Below are 20,030 nucleotides of genomic sequence, written 5' to 3'. Positions count from 1 at the left end.
GCAACGGCGAGTACTACCAACCAGGTAGCTGCCCGACGGTCGGGGACACCTTCGTGAACGCCCAGCTCGAGACATGAGAACGCAGGTTCGCTCATGATCGCACCAGACGGCCCTTTTCCCTTGTCCGCCGCCCAGCGCGGCATCTGGTTCGCCCAGCACATCGCGGGCGATACCCCCATCTCCATCGCTCAGTACGTCGAACTGTCCGGCGCGATCGACCACATGCTGCTCACGGAGGCGGTCCGGCGGACCGGCCGCGAGTTCGGCACCGGCTACCTGCGGCTGGTCGAGGTCGACGGCCAGCCGCAGCAGATCGTGGACCTGACCCTCGACGACGACATCGCCCAGGTGGATCTCCGGGACCGCCCCGACCCGGAAGCGGCCGCGCACGCCTGGATGCGGGCCGAGTACACCGCACCACTGGATGTGATGCGCGACCGATTGGTCTGCCTGGCCATGCTGCGGGTCGCCGAGGACCGCTGGTTCTGGTATTCGCGCATGCACCACATCGTGCTGGACGGGATGGGCGCGCTCGCCCTGGTCCAGCGCACCGGCGAGCTCTACAACGCCGCCTTCGACGGCCGCGAGCCGCCGCCGACCAAGGCCGAGCCGTTGCAGAAGATCGTCGACGCCGATCTGGCCTACCGGACCTCCGACCGGTTCGCGGCCGACCGCGAGTACTGGCGCGATCATCTGGCCGACCTGGCCGATCCGGTGACCCTCGCAGGCCGTGCCGCCGAGGTCGACGGCCACCCCAACCGGGTCTCCGGCGCACTGCCCGCGGCGACGACCGTGCTGTTGGATTCCGTTGCCGCGGCGGTGAACTCGGGGGTCGCGCCCACGGTGGTCGCCGCGTTCGGCGCCTATCTCGCCGCGATGACCGGTGCGCCGGAAGTGGTCTTGAGCCTGCCGGTGTCCGCGCGGACCTCGGCGACACTGCGCCGTTCGGGCGGCATGCTCGCCAATGTCGTGCCGCTGCGGGTGACCCTCGATCCCACGACGACCGTCGGCGCGGTGATCCTCGCGGTCCAGGCCGAGCTGACCGGCGCGTTGCGACGTCAGCGCTATCGCCAGGAGGACATCGTCCGCGATCTCGGCTGGGCGATGGACGAGGCGGCGTCGTTCGGTCCTGCCGTGAATCTGATGATGGTGGACACCAGGATCGCCCTCGGCCCGGTCGTCGGGCGGCTCAATGTGCTCACCTCTGGCCTGATCGACGATCTGTTCGTCAACGTGTACCCGGGTGTGGGCGGCGAGAGCACCCACATCGATCTCCAGGGCAACGGAAACCTCTACAGCGACGCCGATCTGGCGGCCCACCACGATCGCTTCCTGATGTTCCTGCACCGGTTCCTCGTCGCCGGGCCCGATGCTCCGCTGTCGACGGTGCCCGTGCTCTCGGTCGCCGAACAGGCCGCCTCGGTGCCCGCGCGAGGTCCGGCCGGGGTGGAGACGAAGACCCTGCCCGAGATCCTCGCCGCGGGCGCCGCGATCGACCCGGACGCGATTGCCCTGCGCTGGGGCACCGGCGACACGCTGAGCTACCGCGAGGTCGACGACTACACCAATCGGCTGGCCCGCCTGCTGATCACCGCCGGTGCGGGCCCTGAACACGGTGTCGCACTGTCTATTCCGCGCTCCGCGGAGTCGGTGCTCGCGACCATCGCGGTGGCCAAGACGGGCGCGCCGTTCGTCCCGATCGATCCGACCTATCCCGATGACCGGATCGAGCACATGATCGACGACAGTGGCGTCGTCACCGGCGTGACCGTCACCGAGGTCCGTAAGTCCCTGCCCGACAAGGTCGATTGGCTCGCACTCGACGACGAAACCACCGTCGCGCACCTCGCCGCACAGGACGCCGCCCCGATCACCGATGCCGAGCGAACCGCCGCGATCGAGCCCGATCAGGTCGCCTACATCATCTACACCTCCGGGTCGACCGGACTACCCAAGGGCGTCCTGGTCTCACACCGGGGCCTGGCGAATCTCGTCGCGAGTTCGGGTGCCGGATTCGGCGTCGACTCCGAATCTGTTGTCGCCCACGCTGTTTCGCCGAGCTTCGATATCTCCGTCGAGGAGATTCTGGTGACCCTGTCCGCAGGCGCGGCCGTCGCGGTGGTCCCGCCGTCGGCCTACGCGGGCGAGGAGATGGCGCGGGTGCTGCGCACGCATCGCGTCACCCATCTCAATGTCACCCCGGCCGTCGTCGGTTCCCTCGACCCCGCGACCCTGCCCGACCTGCGCACGATCGTGGTCGGTGGTGACGCGTGCCCGCCGGAGCTGGTGTCGAAGTGGGCCGGGCGCGCCCTGATCAACGGCTATGGACCCACCGAAACCACCATCACCACGACCCTGAGCGAACCGCTGGTCCCCGGCGCCCCGGTCACCATCGGCAGCCTGGTCCGTGGCGTGTCCGGCCTGGTGCTCGACCCGTGGCTGCGACCGGTCCCGGCGGGCACCGTGGGCGAGCTGTACCTCGCGGGCCCCGGCGTGGCGCGTGGCTATCATCGGCGCAGCGGCTTGACCGCGAGCAGGTTCGTCGCGAATCCGCACGCACCGGGCGAGCGGATGTATCGCACCGGCGACCTGGTGCGATGGACCGACGGCGACGGCACGCTCACCCTGGATTACCAGGGCCGCAGCGATTTCCAGGTGAAGGTGCGCGGCTACCGGATCGAGCTGGGCGAGATCGATGCCGCCCTGCAGCAGCTTCCCGAGATCGATTTCGCGATCACCCTCGGCGTCGAGACCGCCACCGGCGCGACCGCGCTCGTCTCCTATGTCACGACCGAGCCGGGTACCGAGGTCCATCCCGAGGCCGTCAAAGCCGCGGTCGGCGAACGACTTCCGGCCTACATGGTGCCTGCCGTGCTGATGGTTCTTGACGAAGTTCCGCTCACCCCGCTCGGCAAGGTGGATCGAAAAGCCTTGCCCGCACCAGATTTCAGCGCCCGCACCGTCACCAGCCGGACGCCGTCGACACCGCGTGAGCAGGCCCTGGCAACCCTCTTCGCCGAGGTCCTCGGACTCGACGCCGTCGGAGTCGACGAGAGCTTCTTCGCCCTCGGTGGCGACAGCATCGTTTCCATCCAGCTGGTCTCGCGCGCGAAGGCCGCCGGTATCTCGTTCAGCGCCCGCGATGTCTTCGAACGCAAGACGGTCGCCGCGCTGGCCGCGGTCGCCGACGAGACCGAGGTCCACGTGGTGGAGGAGCTGCCCGGTGGCGGTGTCGGCGAGGTGGCACTCACTCCGATCGTGCACGCGATGGTCGAGCACGGCGACACCTGGGGCCGCTACGGGCAGGCCGTCCTGATCGGGCTGCCCGCCGACATCGACCGCCCGAGGATCGCAGCCGCGCTACAGGTCCTGCTCGACCATCACGATCTGCTCCGCTCTTCGCTGCGCCGAACCCCGGACGGCTGGGAATGGCTTGTCGCCGAACGCGGTTCGGTCGACGCCGAGACCCTGATCGATGTGGTCAGCGCCGACACCGCAGACGCGGTCGAACGCGCCTTGCAGGATGCCGCGGATCTGCTCGATCCCACCACGGGCGCCGTTGCCCGGTTCGTCGTGATCGAACGCGCCGATGCCGCCCCGCTGTGCTGGCTGGTTCTGCACCACCTGGTCACCGATGGTGTCTCGTGGCGAATCCTGCTGCCGGACTTCGCCACTGCGGCCTACGGTGGCGCGCTCGATCCGGTCGGCACGTCCTTCCGCCGCTGGGCGCACGGCCAAGCAGACAACGCCGCGACCCGCATCGACGAACTGCCGATCTGGCAGCGAATCCTCGCCACACCCGACCCCTCGTTCACCCGGGCCAGCGGTCAGGACCTCGACAGGGCCACGACCGACTCCTCGGCTACCTTCGATCCGACCCTCGACGTGGTCGCCACCATGGCGCAGTGGCAGACAACGGTGCCCGCGGACATCGCACACACCGTCTTGCACACCGTGCCCGAGCAATTCCATTGCGGCGCGGACGATGTGCTGCTCACGGCACTCGCTATGGCGGTGTGCCGGTGGCGCGACCGCACCGGCGCCTTGTTGACGCTGGAAGGCCACGGCCGCAGTGAGTCCCTGCTGCCCGGTGCCGATATCGCGCGCACCGTCGGCTGGTTCACCAGTGTGTACCCGGTGGCGCTCGACCTGGCGGAGATCGATCTCGCCGACGCGTTCACCGGCGGCCCTGCGGCGGGTTCGGCGATCAAGGTGACCAAGGAGCAGCTGCGGGCGGTCCCCGATCGCGGTGTCGGCTTCGGGCTGTTGCGCTATCTGAACGACGAGACCGCCGCGGCGCTGGCGAACGCGCCGACTCCCCAGCTGAGCTTCAACTATCTCGGCAGGGCGGTGACCGGCGACGATCCCTGGGTACCGCGGCGCTTCGCCGCGACCAACGACGACCGCGCTCCGCTGGCCGCCGTCGTCGACATCAACGCGGTGCTGACCGAGGCCGGACTGGAAGTCACCTGGGCCTACGCGGGCAGGCTGCTCGACGAGGCCGACGTGCGCGAGCTGGCCGACCTGTGGTCGCAGGCCCTGCGCGCGCTCGTCACCCATGCCGGCTCCGGTGACGCGGGTGGCCGCACCCCCTCCGACTTCGAGCTCGTCACGGTCGATCAATCCCAGATCGAGCGCTGGGAGCACGCCTATCCGAAGCTCACCGATGTCTGGCCGCTCTCGCCGCTGCAGTACGGCCTGCTGTTCCACTCGCTCTACGACTCCGATACCGCCGATGGTTACACCGTCCAATCGCTGCTCACCCTGGCAGGCACCGTCGACGCCACCCGGCTGCGCGGCGCGGCACAGGCGCTGATCGATCGGCACGAGAACCTGCGCGTTGCCTTCGTCGAAACCGACGACGGCCCCCGTCAACTGGTCCTGTCCGCCGCCGAGATCCATTGGCGGGAGCTGGATCTCACCGATATCACCGACGACGCGCAGCGCGCACGCGAACTCGACCGGACGATCGAACTCGACGCGCTGACCCGCTTCGACCTCACCCGTCCCCCGCTACTGCGCTTCACCCTGATCAGGACCGCACCGGAGACCTTCCGGCTCGTGATGACCAATCACCATCTGGTGCTGGACGGTTGGTCGACGCCGCTGCTGGTGCGGGAACTGCTCACGCTGTACGTCACCGCGGGCGACGCATCGATGTTGCCGCCCGCCCGGTCCTACCGCGAATTCCTGTCCTGGCTCGAAGTTCAGGACTCCCAAGCCTCGCTGGCCGCGTGGAAGCAGGCGCTGGCCGGAATCGACACCCCGACCCGCGCCGTCCCCACGCTCGCCGGGATCGAGTCGACCGAGACCGCGATGCTCTCGCAGGATCTGTCCGCCACCGCGGTCGCGGTCCTCGAGTCGGCCGCCCGGGAGGCGGGGGCGACCGTGAACACCCTGGTCCAGGCGGGCTGGTCGATGCTGCTGGCCATGCTCACCGGCCGCACCGATGTGGTGTTCGGCGCCACGGTGTCCGGTCGGCCGCCGGAGCTGCCCGGTGTCGAGGAGATGGTCGGGCTGTTCATCAACACCGTTCCGGTCCGGGTGACGCTGAATCCGTCGGAGAAGGTTTCCGACCTGCTGGCCCGCGTGCAAGCCGAGCAGGCCCGGCTCATGGACCATCAGCACGTCGGCCTGGCCGCCATCCACCGAACCGTCGGCCTGGCCGAATTGTTCGACACCCTCACCGTTTTCGAGTCCTACCCCATCGATCGCGAGGCACTGTCCCAAGCCCTTGATATCGCGGGCATGCGGGTGCTCGACGTCGAGGGCACCGACGCGACGCCATACCCGTTGAACCTCATGGTGATTCCGCTGCGCGGCGAGGCCGGTGCGGGCGACGCCCTGCGCATCACCCTGAAATTCATGGCCGATCAGCTGGAACGCACTGCGGCGCAATCACTCCTGGACCGGTTCATCCGCCTCCTCGCCCAGCTCGCCGAGAACCCGCATGCCGTGGTGTCCCAGCTGCGGCCGTGCAGCGACACCGAATTGGCCTCGCTCGCACCGGTTCACGGCCCGCCGACCTTGCCGATGCGTACGCTCGCCGACATCCTGACGGCGGGTGCGCGGATCGATCCCGACGCGATCGCGGTCAGCGCGGGCGAGCTGCGGATGAGTTACGGCGAACTCGACGCCTGGTCCAATCGATTCGCCCGGGTCCTGCTCGGTCGCGGGATCGGCCCCGAGATATTCGTCGTGCTCGCGCTGACCCGGTCGCTGGAATCCGTGGTCGCCGTCTGGGCGCTGGCCAAGACCGGTGCGGCGTTCGTCCCGCTGGATCCGAGCTATCCGGTGGAGCGGATCGAGCACATGCTCACCGATTCGAAGGCCCCGATCGGCGTCACTGTGACGGCCACCGGCGAAGACCTGCCCGGGTCCATCGACTGGCTGCTGCTCGACGATCTGAACACCATGCGCCGCGCCATGCTGGTCTCCGATGCGCCGATCACCGACGCCGAACGCGGCGGCCCCGTCGATATCGACCACACCGCCTACCTGATCTACACCTCCGGTTCCACCGGCAAGCCCAAAGCGGTGCTGCTCAGCCACCGTGGCATCGCGAATCTCGTTGCCGCCCAACGTGAAACCCTGGCGCTCGATCCGTCCGCCAGCGCACTCCAGGTCGCCTCCCCCAGCTTCGACGCCTCCGTCTTCGAAATGCTGACCGCGCACGCGGCAGGTGGACGGCTGGTCGTGTCACCGCCGGAGGTGTACGGCGGCACCGAACTCGAGACGCTGCTGCGCACCGAGCGGGTCACCCACGCGGTGATCACCCCGTCGGCGCTGGCGACGATGGAGCCCACCGACCTCACCGATCTGCGGGTGCTCTCGGTGGCCGGTGAGGCGGCCACGCCCGAGCTCATCGAGAAGTGGGCCGCGGGCAGGCGGATGGTGAACCTGTACGGCCCTACCGAGTTCAGCATCTGGGCTACCGGACCGGCCGAGCTGGTCGCGGGCGAGCCGGTGACCATCGGCGGACCGATTCGCGGTGCGGCGCTGGTGGTGCTGGACAGCTGGTTGCGGCCGGTGCCGGTCGGCATCGCCGGCGAGCTGTATCTGGCCGGGCCCGCGCTGGCGCGTGGCTACTTCAACCGGTTCGAGATGACCGCGAGCCGGTTCGTCGCCAACCCCTTCGGCATCGCCGGGGAACGCATGTACCGGACCGGAGACATGGTGCGCTGGGTCGCGGGCGGGAACGCCGCGCTCACGCTGGAATATCTGGGCCGCAGCGACTTCCAGGTCAAGATCCGGGGCCTGCGGATCGAGCTCGGCGAGATCGACGCGGTGCTCTCGCGTGCCGAGGAGGTCGACTACGCGGTGACGATCGGGCGCGAAGGACCGGCGGGCGCCACCGTGCTCGTGTCCTATGTACTTCCCGTGCCGGGCATCGAACTCGACACCGAAACACTGCGCGCGCAGGTCGCGGCGGAGCTGCCCGGATACATGGTGCCCGCCTATGTGGTTGTCCTGGAAGATATCCCGCTCACTCCCGTCGGCAAGCTGGACCGTAAAGCCCTTCCGATACCGGACTTCACGGCGACTCAGCAGTCCTATCTCGCGCCGCGCACGCCGATCGAACAGGCCGTCGCCGAGGTGTTCGCCGACGTACTCGGCAGCGAACGGGTGAGCGTCGACCAGTCCTTCTTCGAGCTCGGCGGCAACTCGCTGAGCGCGACAAAGGTTGTCGCCCGGGTCAATTCGGCGCTCGGCTCCACCATCGCCCTGCGTGATCTGTTCGACGCACCGAGCGTCGCCCAGCTGGCGTCACGAGTCGTCCCCGCCGCCGAAGGCACCGCGGGCCGACCGGCACTGGCCCCGCGCCTGCGCCCCGACCGCATCCCGCTGTCCCCCGCCCAGCAGCGCATGTGGGTACTCAACCAGCTCGACCCGGAGTCGTCGGCCTACAACATCGCGATCGCCCTTCGCCTCACCGGAACCCTGGATGTGGCGGCCATGCGCCGAGCGCTCGCCGACGTGGTCGAACGCCAGGAAAGCCTGCGCACGCGCTACCCCGCCGATGCCGAAGGCCCACGCCAGGTCATCGTCGGCATCGACACCGCCACCCCCGCGATGCCACTGATCGACACCGAAGACGGTGCGCCACTGCGGGATCGGATCAACGAGCTGGCGGGATCCGGATTCGACCTCACCCGCGAGGCCCCGCTACGAGTGGGTCTGTTCCGTCTCGATGTGGGTACCGAAGACGCTGCCCCGGTGCATGTTGTCGTCCTCGTGGTGCACCACATCAGCGCCGACGGCGCGTCGATGGCGCCCTTGGCCGCCGACCTGGTGGCCGCCTACTCGGCCCGGGTGTCGGGCGCGGCCCCCACGCGACCTCCGCTCGCCGTGCAGTACGCCGACTTCGCACAGTGGCATCGCGAGCTGCTCGGCAGCGGATCGGATGCGGAATCCGTTGCGGCACAGCAGATCGAATACTGGCGCGAGACCCTCGCCGGCGCACCTGATGTGCTGGAACTGCCCACCGATCGCCCCCGCCCCGCGGTCCAGACGATGCGCAGCGACGACGTCGAATTCAGCATCGACGAACAGACGCACCGCGCGCTGATCGACTTCGCCGCCGCGAACAATGTCAGCGTCTTCATGGTGGTCCACGCCGCCCTCGCGGTTCTGCTGGCCCGGCTCGGCGGCACCGGCGATGTCGTCATCGGTACCCCGATCGCGGGTCGCGGCGAAGCCGCTCTTGACGACCTCGTCGGCATGTTCGTCAACACCCTCGCCCTGCGCACACCGGTCGACCCCGGCACCGGCTTCCGGCAGCTGCTCGCCACCGTCCGCACCACCGACCTCGACGCCTTCGCCCACGCCGACGTGCCGTTCGAACAGCTCGTCGGAGCACTCGACCCCACCCGATCGACCGCCCACCACCCGCTGTTCCAGGTGTCGCTGTCGCTGCAGAACTTCATCGAGCCGGTGCTCGAACTGCCCGGACTCCGCTTCGAAGTCGAGGACTTCGACCGCCGCTCCTCGGCCTTCGACCTCACCCTCGATCTGCGCGAACGGTTCGGCGAAACAGGACCCGAAGGGATCGAAGGCGTCCTGACCTACGCGACGGACCTGTTCGACGCGAGCACGGTCACCACCTTCGCGACCCGATGGCGCCAGGTGCTCGCCACCGTCCTCACCGACATCGACATCCGCCTCACCGACATCGACATCCTCGCCGAATCCGAACGCGCGGAGCTGATTCCGGTGCGCGGCCCCGCCACCGCCGGAACGACCACATTGGCCGACCTGCTCGCCACCACCGCCGCGACCTTCCCCGACCGGCCCGCTCTGGTCTCCGAAACCACGACAGCCTCCGAGACCCAGCCCATGCCTGTCACCGCCACGACGCCCGACACGACCAGCTACCGCACTCTGAACGCACGGTCGAATCAGCTGGCCAGAGCGCTGATCGAGGCGGGAGCCCACACAGAAACTGTTGTCGCGCTTGGTCTCCCACGCTGCGCCGAACTGCACACGGGTCTCTGGGCGGCGGCGAAAGTCGGCGCGGCGTTCCTGTCGGTCGACCCGAAGCATCCGGCGGACCGCATCGACCACATGCTCACCGACTCCGGCGCACAGGTCGGGATCACGCTCGCCGAGTATCGGCCGCAGCTCTCCGATACCACCCACTGGTTGATCCTCGACGACGCCGACTTCGCCGCCCGCCTGGATGCCACCGACGACGCCGACATCACCCCCGAGGAGCTTCCGGTCCCGATCAGAGTCCAGAACCCGGCCTGGATGATCTACACCTCCGGCTCCACCGGCACCCCCAAGGGCGTCACCGTCACCCACCGCGGCCTGGCCGACCTGGTCGCCTCCCAGCGAACCGACCTCGCGCTGGACGAACGTTCCCGAGTGCTCCAGGTCGCCTCCCCCAGCTTCGACGCGTCGATCTTCGAGGCACTCATGGCATTCGGCTGCGGCGGCGCCTCGGTGATCTCCCCGCCGGATGTCTTCGGTGGTGCACCGCTCGCGGAGCTGATCGCCGCAGAGTCGGTTACCCACATGGTGATCACGCCGTCGGCACTGGCCACCATCGATCCCGCCGAGGTGTCGAGTCTGCGTGTGCTCGCGGTCGCGGGTGAGGCGGTCGGCCCCGACCTGGTCGCGCGCTGGTGCGGCGGTGCAGGCGCACGCACGATGGTCAACCTGTACGGACCTACCGAATACACCATCTGGGCAACGGGTTCCGAGCCGCTGTCGGCTGCGGAACCGGTCACCATCGGCTCACCAGTTCGAGGTGCGGCAGCCCTCGTCCTCGACGACCGCCTGTGCCCGGTGCCAGTCGGTGTCGCGGGTGAGCTGTACCTCGCGGGCACCGCCCTCGCGCGGGGGTACCACGCCCGGGCAGGCTTGACGGCGACCAGGTTCGTCGCCAACCCGTTCGGACACCCCGGCGAATGCCTCTATCGCACAGGTGATCTGGTGCGGTGGATCCGTACCGATAGCGCCGCGCGCACCGTCGGCCCCACTCGGTCCGTGAGTCTCGCCGGGTCCGACAACCCCTCCGGCTCGGATAGTTCCGCCGGTTCACCCACCGGATTGGCACTGGAGTACCTCGGCCGCACCGACTTCCAGGTGAAGGTGCGCGGTCAGCGCATCGAGCTCGGCGAGATCGATGCGGTGCTCGGCGCCATCGACGGTGTCGATCTCGCTGTGACACTGGGTGTTCCAGGGCCGACCGGTGCCACCGCGTTGGCCGCGTACCTGGTGCGCATGCCCGGCGCCGACCTCGACATCGCACATGTCAAGGCTCTGGCAGCCGACACGCTGCCCGCCTACATGGTGCCCGCCGCGTTTGTGGTGCTGGACGAGATTCCCATCAACGCGGTCGGCAAGCTCGACCGGAAAGCTCTGCCGGAACCGGTGTTCGTCACCGACGACACCCCGTACCGCGCACCGGAAACGCCGACCGAGCAGGTGCTCGCCGAGGTCTATGCCGAACTGCTCGGCCGCGCCCAGGTCGGTATCGACGATTCGTTCTTCGCTCTGGGCGGCGACAGCATTCTCGCCATCCAGCTCGTCACCCAGGCGAAGCTGCGCGGCGTGCAGTGCACACCACTGCAGGTCTTCGAACACCGCACGATCGCGGCGCTGGGCGCGGCCGTCGATGCCACCGAGACGGTCGAGGCGCTCGAGGAACTGCCCGGCGGCGGCACCGGTGACCTGCCACTCACCCCGATCGTGCGGTACATGATCGAACGCGGCGGCGATTTCGACCGGTTCGCCCAAACCGCGGTATTGGAACTGCCGGTCGGCATCGATCGCGTGCACCTCGTCGCCACCCTCACCTCCGTGATCGACCGACACGACATGCTGCGGGCGCGCCTGTGGGCGGGCGAGGACGGCTGGCGGCTGCGCGTGGCCGACCCTGGTTCGATCGACGTCGACGCGCTCGTGCACCGCACGGCCTTCGACGCCGGCACCGACCCGGTCGAGCTGCGTGAATACGCGCAGACCGAACTCGACTCCGCGATGAACCGCCTGCACCCGGCCGACGGCGTGGTCCTCCAATTCGTGTGGCTGGATCCGGTCGGCGATGCCGGTTCGCACACCCGGCCCGGACGTCTGATCGTCGTGGCACACCACCTCGCGATCGACAGCGTGTCGTGGCGAATCCTGGTGCAGGACTTGATCGCCGCCTGGGCCCAGGTATCCGCGGGCGCCACATCGGTCCTCCCCGATATCGGTACCTCGATGCGGCGCTGGTCGTATGCCCTGACCGAGCAGGCACATGCCGAGCGCCGCCTGGCCGAACTCCCGTACTGGCAACAGGTGGTGAACGGCCCCGACCCGCTGCTCGGTACCCGCCACCTCGATCCGGCCACCGATCAGGCGCGGACGGTCCGCCGCCTCGACATCGAGGTCGATCAGGACACCACGACCGCCCTGCTCACCACCCTGCCCCGCCTGTTCCACGGCAGCGTCACCGACGCGCTGTTCGCCACTTTGGCGCTGGCGCTGGTGCGCTGGCGGGCCCGCAGAGGTGTGGACGAACCCTCGGCGCTGTTGCGTCTGGAGGGCCACGGCAGACAGGAAGAAGTCGTGCCCGGCGCCGACCTGTCGCGGACCATCGGCTGGTTCACCAACCTGTACCCGGTGCGGCTCGATCTCGCCGACATCGATATCGAGGACGCGCTGGCGGGCGGCCCGGCGATGGGCACGGCCATCCGCCGGGTCAAGCACGACCTGGCCGCGGTCCCGGACAAGGGCATCGGTTTCGGGCTACTGCGCTATCTGAATCCCGCAGCAGCCGAACAACTCCCGGCCCGCCTGCCCGGCCAGGTCTGTGTGAACTACCTCGGCAGGCACACCTCCGTCGACACACCCACCGGCCTCGAAGGTCTCGGCTGGCTACCCACCGACGCGCTCGGCGAGCTCGAGGCGGCCGAGCATCCGGAGATACCGATCATGTCGGCGATAGATATCAATGCCATGGTGGTCGGCAACCGCCTACAGGCCGACTTCGGTTACGCGGCAGAGCTTTTGGCCCGCGAAGATGTCGCCGAACTCGCGACTCTGTGGGTCGAGGCACTCGGGGCGGCAGCTCGATTCGCCGAAACCCCCGCAGCCCAGGCCGCTTCGGCCGACGAAGCCGCTGCCATGGCAGCGCACACGGCGGCGATCGCAGAGCCAGGACCGACCGGTCTCGGACTCGACGTGCTGCTACCGATCCGCCCCGGCGGGGATCGGCCCGCGCTGTTCTGCGTCCACTCCTCCTCCGGAATGTCCTGGAGCTACCTGGGATTGGCCGAACAGCTACGACCGGGCCGACCGATCTACGGACTCCAGGCGCCCGATCTCAGCGGTCGCGAACCGTCGGCACGCTCGATCGAGGAATTCGCCCGGCGCTACGTGCGCGAGATCCGCGCGGTGCAGCCGACCGGCCCGTATCACCTGCTCGGCTGGTCCTTCGGCGGCCTCATCGCCCAAGCGATGGCGGTGGAACTGGCTGCCGCGGGCGAACGGGTCGGGGTCGTCGCACTCCTGGACACCGACACCGCCGACATCGACGGTGACACCATCGAGCGGCTCTCGGCGGGCGCCTTCATCAATACCTTCGGCGCCATCTTCGGCATCGACGACGTCCCCGCCGAATCGACCGCCGAGGAAGCCGCCGAGCTCATCACCGCCCGGCTCGGCGGGATCGAGCTCATCGACGCGGCGACCATCGAGCGAATGGCAGGCTCCTACAACGCCTCCGCGGGCACGCGGACCGGATATCAGCGGCCGGTCTACGACGGTGACGTCGTCTATTTCCGCGCCACGGTCGACCCCGCCGAATGGATGGGGCCCGACGGCTGGCGGCCCTATGTCACCGGCGACATCACCAACCACGACGTCGATGTGACCCACGACGACATGACCAATCCCCATGCACTGTCAGTCATCTCGCCACTGCTCGACGACCACTTGGAAGCAGGAGACCGGATATGAGCGTCGATCACACTCTCGTGCAGAGCAACCCGCGCACCGGTGGTGTCGTTGTCGAAGGGATCGAGAAGTCCTTCGGCGACGTCCAGGCCCTGCGCGGTGTCGATTTCGAGGCCGCCCCCGGTGAGGTGCTCGGCATCCTCGGCCCCAACGGCGCGGGCAAGACGACCATGGTGAACATCCTGTCCACACTCGTCACACCCGACAGCGGGCGGGCGACGGTCGCCGGACACGACGTCGTCGCCGATCCGGCCGCGGTCCGCAAACGCATCATGCTGACCGGGCAGTACGCCGCGCTCGACGACATGCTCAGCGGCTACGAGAACCTCGTCATGTTCGGCAGGCTGATGGGCCTGCGCAAGTCGGCGGCACAGGCGAGGGCCAGGGAACTGCTCAGCGAGTTCGATCTGGAAAAGGCGGCGAACCGGCGCGTCGGCACCTACTCGGGCGGCATGCGGCGCCGCATCGACATCGCCTGCGGACTGGTGGTCCGGCCCGATGTCGTCTTCCTCGACGAGCCGACCACCGGCCTCGACCCCCGCAGCCGACAGGGTGTCTGGGACCTGGTGCGCAGCTTCAAGACCGCGGGTATCACCACCCTGCTCACCACCCAGTATCTGGAGGAAGCCGATGCGCTCAGCGATCAGATCATCGTGATCGACCAAGGCGTGGTGATCGCCTCCGGCACCGCCGACGAGCTGAAACACCGCACCGGCGGCAGCTACTGCGAGATCGTGCCCCTGGATCTCGAAGGGCTGCCCGCCATCGTCACCGCGCTCGGCTCGCTGCTGCCCGCGGAGAACCTGGCGGCGCTGACCCCCGAATCGGACCGCATCACCATCCCGGCGCCCGACGGCGCCAAGACGCTCGCCGAGGCCCTGCGACGACTCGACAGCGCTTCGGTCGAACTCGTCGACATCGCCCTGCGGCGGCCCTCGCTCGACGATGTGTTCCTACAGCTCACCGGCCATCTCGCCTCGTCGGAGACCGCAGCGAGGGTTTCCTCATGACTGCCACCACGTGGCAGACCGATGCCCGTGCCGTGCCCGACACCCTCCAGCAGTGGTGGGTGCTGACCACCCGGCTGATCGTGCCCTCGATCAAATCCGGCGAGTTCCTGGCATCGGTGTTCGCACCCGCGGCCTTCACGGCCAGCTTCTACATCCCGCTGAAAACCGTGATGACGTTCTCCGGCAACGGTTTCAGCAGCTACGCCCAGTACATGATGCCGCTGGTGATCCTGCAGGCCGCGGCGTTCACCGCCATCTCGGCGGCCTTCCGCTCGGCCTCCGATTCCGTCGCAGGCCTCAACCGCCGCTTCGGCGCGATGCCGCTGCGCCCGCTGGTCCCGGTCGCGGCGCGGATGTCGGCCAACCTGTTCCGGCTGCTGGTCTCCCTGGCCGCAGCGGTCACCGCGGGCTATGTCATCGGCTTCCGATTCCGGCTCGACGCCGCGCACACCCTCGGCTTCCTGGCGTTCTCGGTGCTCATCGGTCTCGCGTTCACCCTCGGCGCGGACGTGATCGGCACGCTGTCCAAGAGCCCGGAAACCACCTCGCAGGCGCTGGTGCTGCCACCGTTGATCTTCGGCATGCTCTCGACCGGTCTGGCACCGGCGAGCCAGTTCCCGCAGTGGATCCAATGGTTCGTCCGCAATCAGCCGGTTTCTCAATTCGCGATAGTTCTGCGCGCGCTGGCCGGTGACACCTTGGGCAATGCCGGAACGGCGAGCCTGGCGCTGATGGGCCCGTCGCTGCTCTGGCTCGCCGCCATCGTGGCGCTCTGCGCACCGGTCGCCATCCGGCTGAGTTCGAGGAGGGCCTGATGGCAGAGCTGGAGACGTCGGCGGGGTCGCTGATCCGGCACACGCTGATCCAGACCGAACGGCTGCTGGTGCGCTGGGCCCGCAATCCGGTCACGCTGCTCGAGACCCTGCTCATCCCGTGCCTGCTGCTGGTGATGCTCGACATCGTGGTGGGCGGTCAGATCGAGAAGTTCACCGGTGGCGATGCCCTGTACGGCTCGGTCCCGATGGTCGCCCTCGTCGGCGCGCTGTCCGGTGCCATCGCGAGCGGTGTGCTGCTCGGCCGCGAACGCGACGCGGGCCTGCTTGCCCGATTCTGGGTGCTGCCTGTGCATCGTGCCTCCGGGCTGGTCTCGCGCATCCTCGCCGAGGGCTGCCGCATCCTGCTCGGCGCCGTGGCGGTGGTGATCGTCGGCTTCCTGCTCGGCTTCCGCTTCCACCAGGGGCCACTGGCCGCGCTGGTGTTCATGCTGGTCCCGGTGGTGTTCGGGCTCGCCTTCGCCACCATCGTCACCGCCGTGGCCGTCTATACCGCGAAGGCCTCGCTGGTCGAGGGCATCACGATCCTCACCACGCTGATGATGTTCTTCAGCACCGGATTCGTGCCGCTCGTGGCCTTCCCGACCTGGATTCAGCCGGTGGTGCGCAACCAGCCGATGTCGGTCGCCGTCGACGCCATGCGCGGCCTGTCGGATCAGGGTCCGATCGCCCGGCCGCTGCTGCTCACCCTCGCCTGGTCCGGTGGCGCCGTGCTGTTGTTCGCCGTGCCCGCCGCCATCGGCTTCCGGCGCGCGAGCCGCCGGTAGATCGGCCCGCGGCACTCGCACCGGCGGCCACGCAGTACCCTCGTGCGCATGCCGGCGAGCGCCCGAAACCGCACCCGATTCCCTCGCACCGCCGAGCAGGGCGGGCGTGTCCGCTCGCGCGGCTTCGTCGTGGCTGCCGCGTTGCTGTGCGCCGCCGTGCTCACCGCGGGGTGCGCGGAGAAAACCGATGACGCGAGCACGATCATCCGCACCACCACGAATATCGCGGGTGCGGGCGTGGTCGGCGCTGCTCGCGACACCGCGACCGCGTGCCCGTTGCCGAGCGCGCCCGACGCGGGCTCCGGCGCGACCCGCACGGTCACCCACACCGCCGGGGTCTCGCAGGTTCCCGCCGACCCGCAACGCATCGTCGTACTCACCACCTCCGCACTCGACGCGGCCTGCGCGCTGGGCCTGTGGGAGCGGGTCGCGGGCGCGGTCACCCTCGACGGTGATCGTTCGCAGCCGATGTACCTGGGTTACGGCGTGGTCAAGGTGCCGAGCGTCGGGCCGATCGGTCTGCCCGATCCGGCACGGATCGCCGAGCTGAAGCCCGACCTGATCCTCGGCGACGTGGCTCCGGCCGCAGGTGGTTACGAGGCACTGAGCAAGATCGCCCCGACCGTCCTGATCGGTGCGGGCGGCAGCTGGCAGTCCGATTTCGCCGCCTACGCCGCGGGCATGAACCGCGACGGTGCCGCCGACACTGCCCTGCAGAACTACCTCACCGAAGCCCACGACCTCGGCCCCGCACTCAACGCGCGCCAGTCCCAGGCTTCGGTGCTGCGCTTCACCGCCGACACCACACAGGTCCAGGGTTCGGAAACCTTTGCGGCCCAAGTCCTTTCCGACGTCGGCGTCCAGCGTCCGACCGCCCAGCGCGGGCTCTCCTTCGACATCACCGAAGCCGACCTCGCCACCAAGGCCGAAGGCGACCTCATCTACGTGATGTTCGAGGGACCGGACGGCGAGAATCACGGCAAACAGGTTCTGCGCTCGGACCAGTTCGAAGAACTCGGCGCCTCGACCGACAAGCGTGTCTTCGCGGTCGACGACAAGATCTGGCACACAACAGGTCTCACCGCGGCCCGCGCGATCCTCACCGACCTGCGCAACAGCCTCAACGGCTACGTCACCGACTGACTCCCAGCTACCTCCCAGTGTGTTCGCAGCTCCGGCGCAGTCCACGTGCTTAACGTGGTCGACAACACGGCAGCGAAGGAGCAGCAATGGGCGAGCACGATCTGGGGCTTGGGCACGATCTTCGAGTGATGTCGCGTCGGCGAGCGCTGAGTTTTCTCGGCGCGGCCGGGGTCGCGGCAGCGGCGGCGGGCTGCGCGACCTCGACCGACAGCACCGGCTCGAGCACGAGCCCGGCCGACGCCACCACTTCCGCGTCGACCGAAACCCCGGCTGCGGCGCCGCAGGAGACGGCGGGCCCCTACCCCGGTGACGGTTCCAACGGACCCAATGTCCTGATCGAGTCCGGTGTGGTGCGCTCCGATATCACCACCAGCTTCGGCACGTATTCCGGTACCGCCCAGGGTGTTCCGATGACCCTCACGCTGAATCTGCGCGACCTCGTCGAGAACGCGGCGGGCACCGGGATGGCGGTGTACGTGTGGCATTGCGACCGCGAGGGCCGGTACTCCCTCTACACCGAGGGCGCCACCGAACAGAACTATCTGCGCGGCGTCCAAGTGGCCGACGACGACGGCACCGTACGCTTCACCTCGATCTTCCCGGCCTGCTACGCCGGCCGCTGGCCACACATCCACTTCGAGGTCTACGACTCCCTGACAACCGCGGTCGCAGGCGACAATGCCCGCCTCACCTCCCAGATCGCCCTCCCCCAAGACGCGTGCACCGCGGTCTTCGACGCCGACCCCGGCTATGTGAACAGCACCCGCAATATGTCCGGCGTGACCCTGTCCTCCGATGGCGTCTTCGGCGACGGCTGGGACGCCGAATTGGCCACGGTCACCGGCACACCCACCACCGGAATGTCGGTCTCGCTCACGATCGGCGTAGCAGCGAAAGCCCAGAACACCCAGTCCGGCAACGGTTCTCCGGGTGCCCCGCCCTCGGGCAACGGCGGGCCGGGCGGCCCACCCCCCGGCCCCCGCTAGCTCCGAACTCTGCACCGACCGCGCCGCCGTCGGGCCGCTATCCTCAGGACGCGACTGTGTCGAACCGTCGCTTGGGGAGGGTCGATGAACGACAGCAGCACTACGTCTTTGCCACGGCTACCGGACTATTCGCGTCCGACGACCGCCGCCGCGATCCTGGGGACTGCTGTTCTCTCAGGTGGGGTCACGGTCGCCATCTACAGCCTGTTCTTCGCGGCGGGCAACCCTTACGCAGGCGATATCGATTCGGAAGAGACCCTCTCGGTCCAACTCGGGGTGTTCTCGACCGCCATCGGCACGGCGGCGCTGCTGATTCTGGCGGTCACTCTGCGGTGGTCGGCGAACCTGCGGGCCGCAGGCCTCGGCAACCCACCCGTCGTCATCATGTCCGTTGTTGTGGCCGTCGAGATCCTCATCTGCACGAACCTCGACATCCCGTCCACCGTCGACCGGATATTCGACATCTACGCGGCGTATCCCCAGCTCCCGATGGCGGTCGCCGCGTGGTACCTGGTCATCCTCGGCTCAGTTCTGGTCCTCGGCGCGACCCTCGCTCCCCCAGCGCGACGGGCATTGTCAACACGGTCCGGTGCGATCCTGGCCGCGATCGGCGTGCTCGTCTGCGCCACCGCGGCGGGTCTCGCTCTACGGGCCGGGGACGACGACCGGGTCATCGACCACCGCACCGCCGCTGCCACCGCCGTTGCGCCGGTCCCCAATCGCCTGGGATCCGAGAAGTTCCGGATCAACCTGAAGGATTCCCGTCGCGTTGTCGTCGGCGGGAACGGATTCTTCATCGGGTCCAAGGAAGGCATCACCGCCTACGACGGAGCCACCGGCACTCCACGCTGGCACTACCTTCGCCAGAACGTCACCTCTCGCGGTGTCCAGCACAGCCCTGACAGCATGGTGTCCGTTCCGTCCGAGAACGTCCTCGCCACCTACTGGGAAAATCTGGGCTGGATCGGATTCGACGCATCGACAGGCGAAAGACTCTGGACCGACTCGGAATTCAGCCGCGGCCGCCGAGAACACGGGCCGACGACCGGTACGACGTACGGCGACGAGCCCGCACCGTTGCTGGTCAGGGTTACCGACTGCGGCTTGGCGCGATACGAGGCCCGCTCCGGGCGCCTGATGTGGGCACACCCCCGCAAAACATTCTGCAGGAGCAGGGATTCGAAGATCGCGTTCACTTCACACGCGATTTATCGGATGTCTGCGGTCGGTACGACTCAGACCACAATCTCCGCCTTCGACCTTGCTACCGGCGCCACGATCGCCGAGCGGAGTATTCCCAATCCTGATTCCGATCGCACACCGGAGCTGTCGGTGGTCGATGATGTCGTCTCGATCGACTGGCGCGACAAGACCGCGGGTCACCTGCATTTCGACTCCCCCGATAACTTGCGCACCGCCACGGTCACCGAACCCGCCGAGGTCATTGCCGCCGACCCGTCCACCGGCACGATTGTCACGCGTTCCGACCGTGACGCCGTCACAGTGTCGGAGACCCGCGTTCCCGCCAGGTCACGCCCTGTCGAGGGGCTGCCCTCATATTGGTCCCATAAATTCGACGCGCTTCTGCTCACGGATGAACTGGTCGTGTCGACCGAAGGCCTACGCACGTGGAAACGCACCGACCTCACAGAGACCACCCCGGACCACATCCTCAGCTCATGCTCACTACTCGGCGCGAGCGAGGCCCCCGGTGTCGTCCTCATCCGCTGCGGCGATAGCCGATCAACCCCGCAAATCGTCGGATTCGCACCCTGACCGAAGGCGTTGCACTGAAACGATTTTCGGTCGACCAGGCACACGACTCTTGTAGGCGAGTCTCATCTC

At 68.4% G+C, this 20,030-nt stretch carries 7 protein-coding genes; all 7 read left to right on the top strand.

Annotation, left to right across the window (positions count from 1 at the left end):
* Positions 1–93 precede the first annotated feature (93 nt).
* The 7 genes from ACFWPX_RS11890 (at position 94) to ACFWPX_RS11860 (ending at position 19,961) form a co-directional block, all read left to right on the top strand.
* Positions 94–13,449, top strand: a complete 13,356-nt coding sequence (locus ACFWPX_RS11890) for an amino acid adenylation domain-containing protein (protein WP_378927428.1) — start codon at positions 94–96, stop codon at positions 13,447–13,449.
* Complete coding sequence (locus ACFWPX_RS11885; RefSeq protein ID WP_378927427.1) at positions 13,446–14,456, top strand: ATP-binding cassette domain-containing protein; 1,011 nt, start codon at positions 13,446–13,448, stop codon at positions 14,454–14,456. Before ACFWPX_RS11890 ends, ACFWPX_RS11885 begins: the two co-directional genes overlap by 4 nt.
* The gene (locus ACFWPX_RS11880; protein WP_378912619.1) at positions 14,453–15,271 is read left to right on the top strand and encodes an ABC transporter permease; all 819 of its coding nucleotides are present in this window, start codon (positions 14,453–14,455) and stop codon (positions 15,269–15,271) included. Before ACFWPX_RS11885 ends, ACFWPX_RS11880 begins: the two co-directional genes overlap by 4 nt.
* Positions 15,271–16,056, top strand: coding sequence for an ABC transporter permease (locus tag ACFWPX_RS11875; protein WP_378927426.1), 786 nt, complete (start codon positions 15,271–15,273; stop codon positions 16,054–16,056). The genes ACFWPX_RS11880 and ACFWPX_RS11875 overlap by 1 nt, the downstream gene beginning before the upstream one ends.
* A gap of 48 nt (positions 16,057–16,104) precedes the next feature.
* Positions 16,105–17,199, top strand: coding sequence for an ABC transporter substrate-binding protein (locus tag ACFWPX_RS11870; RefSeq protein ID WP_378927425.1), 1,095 nt, complete (start codon positions 16,105–16,107; stop codon positions 17,197–17,199).
* A gap of 86 nt (positions 17,200–17,285) precedes the next feature.
* Positions 17,286–18,185, top strand: coding sequence for a dioxygenase (locus ACFWPX_RS11865; RefSeq protein WP_378927424.1), 900 nt, complete (start codon positions 17,286–17,288; stop codon positions 18,183–18,185).
* A gap of 84 nt (positions 18,186–18,269) precedes the next feature.
* Complete coding sequence (locus ACFWPX_RS11860; RefSeq protein ID WP_378927423.1) at positions 18,270–19,961, top strand: PQQ-binding-like beta-propeller repeat protein; 1,692 nt, start codon at positions 18,270–18,272, stop codon at positions 19,959–19,961.
* The last annotated feature ends 69 nt before the right edge of the window (positions 19,962–20,030 follow it).

This window comes from Nocardia sp. NPDC058518, assembly GCF_042719655.1.
In the GTDB taxonomy this organism is placed as follows: Bacteria; Actinomycetota; Actinomycetes; order Mycobacteriales; family Mycobacteriaceae; genus Nocardia.
The sequence above is the reverse complement of the archived record's forward strand: the minus strand, read 5'-3'. Positions and strand labels throughout refer to the sequence as shown.